Here is a 4864-nt window from a genome sequence, read left to right on the forward strand (position 1 = left end):
CGCCGGCAGCGGGGTGCGGCCGAGCAGCACGAGCCTGCGCGCGCCGCGCTCGGCCAGGTGCGCGGCGACCGCGAGGCCGACCGCGCCGAGGCCGCCGGTCACCAGGTAGGTGCCGTCCGGGCGGCACGCGGGCGCGGCGCCGGACGAGCGGCCCAGCGGCACGGCCCTGGGAGCCGTGGCGCCCCCGGTGTCGAGGGTGAGCACCGGCTCGGCGCCGGGACGGGTCAGGTGCCGCAGCAGCCGGGGCGCGGCGTCGGGGGTGCGCAGGTCGAGCACGCCGCCGAAGGTGTCGGGGTGCTCGGTGGCCAGGACCCGGCCGACCGCGGTGATGTGCCCGCCGCCGACGGCCCAGACCCGCTGGCCCGGCCGGGCATCGCGGACCGCCCGGATGAGCGCCAGCGTCGACTCCGCGGGGTCCTGGCCGGTCGGGACCAGGACGTGCGCGGCGTCGACGGCGATCTCCGCGCCCGCCGCCCGCAGCGCGGCGGCCAGCCCGGGGTCGGCGACGGACACCCGGCGGACCGCGTCGGCGGGGTCGTCGACCGGGGTCGGGCGGATGTCGAAGACGGTTTCGCCCAGCTCCGGCCGGGACTCGGCCGCACCCTCGGGCTCGGCGTAGCGCAGGCCGGTCAGCCGCGCCAGCGGCACGCCGTCCTCACCGAGCACCTCGACGTCGACGGTGAACGGCCGGTCCCGGTCGAGCGCGGCGACGACCACGGCCCGGTCCGGCGCGGTCCCGGCGACGGCGAGGGTGTCCAGGGACGCGGGCATGCGCAGCGCGGGCGGCCCGTCGAAGACGACCGACGCGGTGGACAGCGCGGCGTCGAGCAGCGAGGCCCAGCCCCGGTGGCGCAGCACGCCCTCGGGGTCGGCGTCGACCTCGGCGACCAGCAGGCCCTCGCCCCTGGTCAGCTTGTCGACCCGCCACGGGAAGCCCATCGCGGCCACGCCCAGCTCGGCCAGCCGGTCGACGACGCCCGCGGCGTCCACCGGCTCGTCGGCCTCCCGGTCGAGCACCCGGCGCGGCTCGGCGTCCTGGGCGCGGGCCGAGGAGTGCACCGCCCAGTCGCCGCCGGGCAGCCGGGAGGCGATGCGCAGCGCCGTGCCCTCGCGGACGACCTGCAGCTCGCGCGCGGGGTCGTCCTCGCCGGGGACGACAACGGGCCGGTGGAGCTCCACATCGGACAGACCGGTGGCTCCCCCGGCCGCCAGGTAGGTGAGCAGCGTGACAGCGGCGGGGACGATCTCGGTGCCCAGCACCGGGTGGCTGCCGGGGTAGGGGCGGGTGCGGGTGTGCAGCGTCGTGGTCCACACCCTGGCGGCGACGCCGTGCACGTCGGTGCCCGCGCCGAGCAGGGTGTTCGGCGGTCCCGGCCGGGTCGGCGACGGGCGCTCGACCCAGAACCGGCTGTGCTGCCAGGCGACCCCGGGCAGCCGCACCCGCCTGCCCGCCGGGATGTCGAGGTCCACGCGCACGCCCCGGCAGTGCAGCGCGGCGGCGGCCGACGACAGCATCGCGGCCTCGGGCCGGTCGCGGCGCAGGCTGGGGACCACAGCGCCGTCCGTGACGCCCTCGGCCGCCAGGGTCTCGGTGATCGAGTGCGCGACGACGGGGTGGGCGGAGACCTCGAGGAACGTGCGGTGCCCATCGGCGACGGCCGCCTGGACGGCCTGGGCGAACCGGACGGGGTCGCGCAGGTTGGCCGCCCAGTAGGCGGCGTCCTGCGGGTGGCCGCCGCGCGGGTCGGCCAGCGCGGTCGTGTACAGGGTGGTCCCCGGCCGCGCCGGGGTCAGGTCGGCGACGGCGACGGCCAGTTCCCCGGCGAGGTCGCGCATGTGGTCGGTGTGGAACGCGACGTCCGAGTCCACCCGGCGAACGGTCCGCCCGGCGGCGGTCAGCGCCGCCGCGGCCAGGGCGACGGCGTCGGCGTCACCGGCGGCGACGGTGGAGTGCGGGGAGGCGGAGATCGCGGCGGTGACGCCCGCGAAGTCGGCGACGGCCTCGGCGCACTCGTCGAAACCCAGGTCCACCAGGAACATCGCGCCCCGGCCCTGCGCGCGCGGCAGCAGCGCGGACCGCCTGCACACCAGCCGGGCGCCTTGGGCCTCGGTCAGCGACCCGGCGGTCACCGCCGCCGCGATCTCGCCGACCGAGTGCCCGATGACCGCCGCCGGGCGCAGCCCCCGCGCCCGCCAAGAGGCGGCCAGCCCCAGTTGCACCGCGCACAGGGCCGCCTGGACGCGGTCGACCCCGCCCAGGTCGTCGGCGGTGATGACCTCGCGCGGCGTCGTGCCCAACTCGGCCTGGTAGACCGGTCCGAGGCGGTCGATGACCTCGGTGAAGTCGGGGTCGACGTCCAGCAGCCCCCGGCCCATCCCGGCCCACTGCGCGCCGTGCCCGGAGAAGACCCACACGGCCCCGCCGTCGCGGGCGGAGCCGGTCACGACCGCGTCCGCGCTCGTGCCCTCGGCGACGGCGGTCAACCCGGCCCGGAGGGCGTCGGTGTCCGCGGCGGTGATCACGGCCCGGTGGCGCAGGTGCGCGCGGGCGGTGGCGAGGGTGAAAGCGGTGTGCGGCAACGGGTTCGCCTCGACGGCGTCAGCCAGCCGACCGGCCTGCGCGCGCAGCGCGGCCGGGGACGCGGCGGACAGGGCGAAGTGCGCGGGCGCGTCCAACTCGGCCGCGGCGGGCGCCGCGAGGGGATCGCCCTCCTCGAGGACGAGGTGGGCGATCGTGCCGCCGTAGCCGTAGCTGGCCACCCCGGCGCGGCGCGGGTGGCCGGGGTCCGGCCAGTCGACGCCCCGCACGACCGGTTCCAGGCCGGATGCCCGCCACGGCACGTCGGAGCGCGGCCGGGTGACCTGCGGGGTGGCGGGGACCCAGCGGTGGCGCAGCGCCAGCACCGCTGTGATCATCCCGGCGACGCCCGCCGCGGCCTCGGTGTGGCCGATGGTGGCCTTCACCGACCCGACCCGGCACACCGGGCGGTCGGCGGGCCGGGCCAGCACGCGGCACAGCGCGCCCGCCTCCACCGGGTCGCCCGCGGGCGTGCCGGTGCCGTGCGCCTCGACGTAGCCGACCGTGGCCGGGTCGACGCCCGCGGCGGCGTAGGCGGCGCGCATGAGGTCGGCCTGGGCGTCGCCGCTGGGGGCCATGATGCCCTCGGTGCGCCCGTCCTGGCGGACCGCGCTGCCGCGGATCACCGCGAGCACGTCGTCGCCGTCGGCACGCGCGTCCGCGAGGCGCTTGAGCACGACGACGCCGCAGCCCTCGCCGCGGCCGTAGCCGTCGGCGGCCTCGTCGAACGGCTTGCTGCGCCCATCGGTCCCCACGGCCCCGGCCTCGGTGAGCACGGCGGTGAGGCCGGGCCCGGTCATCAGCATGACCCCGCCCGCCAGCGCCAGCCGCGTCTCACCCGCCCGCAGCGCCGCACACGCCGAGTGCACCGCCACCAGCGACGACGAGCACGCCGTGTCCACCGCCACGCTCGGCCCACGCAGGTCGAGCGCGTGCGACACCCGGTTCGGCACCCCGCACGGCGACGCGCCGATGCCGGTCCACGGGGTGATCCCGGGCAGGTCCTCGAGCAGCCTGCGCCCGTAGTCGTCGGTGCCGACGCCGAGGAAGACCGCGGTGTCCGTCCCGGCGAGCGAGGTCGGCGCGACACCCGCGTCCTCCAGCGCCTCCCAGGCGACCTCCAGCGCGGTGCGCTGCTGCGGGTCGAGCTGCTCGGCCTCGCGGGCGGAGATGCCGAAGAACGCCGCGTCGAAGCCGGTGACGTCGTCGCGGAACGACCCGCGGGCCACGACCCGGTCCAGCGCGGCGGCCTGCTCGCGGGACTGCTCGGCGTAGGCGCGCCACCGGTCCGGCGGCACCGGCCCGGCGGTGGTCTCCCCCGCCAGCAGCAGCCGCCACAGGTCGTCGGCGGAGTCCACGCCGCCCGCGAACCGGCAGCCCATACCCACGACGGCGATCGGGTCGGGGGTCACGGCGCGACACCGACGCACGTCGCGCACGGGCAGTGCGGGCAACCCTCGGCGTGCAGCTTGGTCGGGGCCAGGGCGGTGACCGCGCAGATCAGGCAGGTCAGGTCGCCATCGGGGGCGATGACCTCCTCGTAGGGCACCGGGGCCATCCGGTTCTCGTGGTCGACGGGCATGTGCGGGGAGCCCACGGCCAGGATGACGTGGTCGGTGATGGCGCCGACGGCGTGCGGGACGTCGCCTTCGATGAGGTAGGTCTGTCCGGCGTTGGTCTCGTAGACCTTGCCGCCGTAGGTGATCGTGCCGATGCCGCCGACGACGGTCAGCACGTGGTGGCCGGGGTGGGTGTGCGGCTGGAAGCCGCTGCCCGCGGGCAGCCGGATCAGGTCCGCTCCGATCGCGCCGATCGTGGCCAGCTCCCGGCCGGTCGCGCCGACCGCGCCGTGCATGGCCGAGGGCAGCGGGCCGTGGCCGACGCGCAGGGTGGTGCGGTCGTCGTCGAGTTCGGCGTCCGCCCAGGTGACGATGTTCAGCGCGGGGGCGCTGGTGCGGGGTGGGCGGGTCTCGTGCGGCACAGTGGCTCTCCGTTCTTCGGCGGGGTCGAGCGGGGAGGTGCTGGCGGGGGCTGGGCCGTCACCGGGCCCAGACGACCCCGCCCAGGTCGTGGCGGCCCGCGCGCAGGGCGCTGGTCCCGACCGCGTCCGCGTCCGCGCGCAGCGCCTCGACCAGGTCCCAGCGGCCGGGGCCCGGGCCGTGCGGGACGACCAGCAGCTCGCCGGGGGCGCGGCGCGGGTCCGCCGGGTCGGCCACGCGGACCGGGCCGGTGTGGTCGAGACGCCGCACGACCTCGTCGGCCAGGCGCGCGCGGGCCGCCTGCGCG

Annotated in this window: 3 protein-coding genes; all 3 read right to left on the minus strand. The window is 78.1% G+C overall.

Annotated features, from left to right (window positions below; translation table 11 throughout):
• A partial coding sequence (locus L6E12_RS30925; RefSeq protein WP_236231463.1) for a type I polyketide synthase occupies positions 1–3990 on the minus strand: 3990 nt, incomplete at its 3' end.
• The gene (locus tag L6E12_RS30930; protein WP_236231464.1) at positions 3987–4559 is read right to left on the minus strand and encodes a cupin domain-containing protein; all 573 of its coding nucleotides are present in this window, start codon (positions 4557–4559) and stop codon (positions 3987–3989) included. The genes L6E12_RS30930 and L6E12_RS30925, both read right to left, overlap by 4 nt.
• 58 nt (positions 4560–4617) lie before the next feature.
• On the minus strand, positions 4618–4864 hold a 247-nt coding region (locus tag L6E12_RS30935), incomplete at its 5' end, for a hypothetical protein (RefSeq protein ID WP_236231465.1).

It is taken from the genome of Actinokineospora sp. PR83 (genome assembly GCF_021056305.1).
GTDB lineage: Bacteria > Actinomycetota > Actinomycetes > Mycobacteriales > Pseudonocardiaceae > Actinokineospora > Actinokineospora spheciospongiae.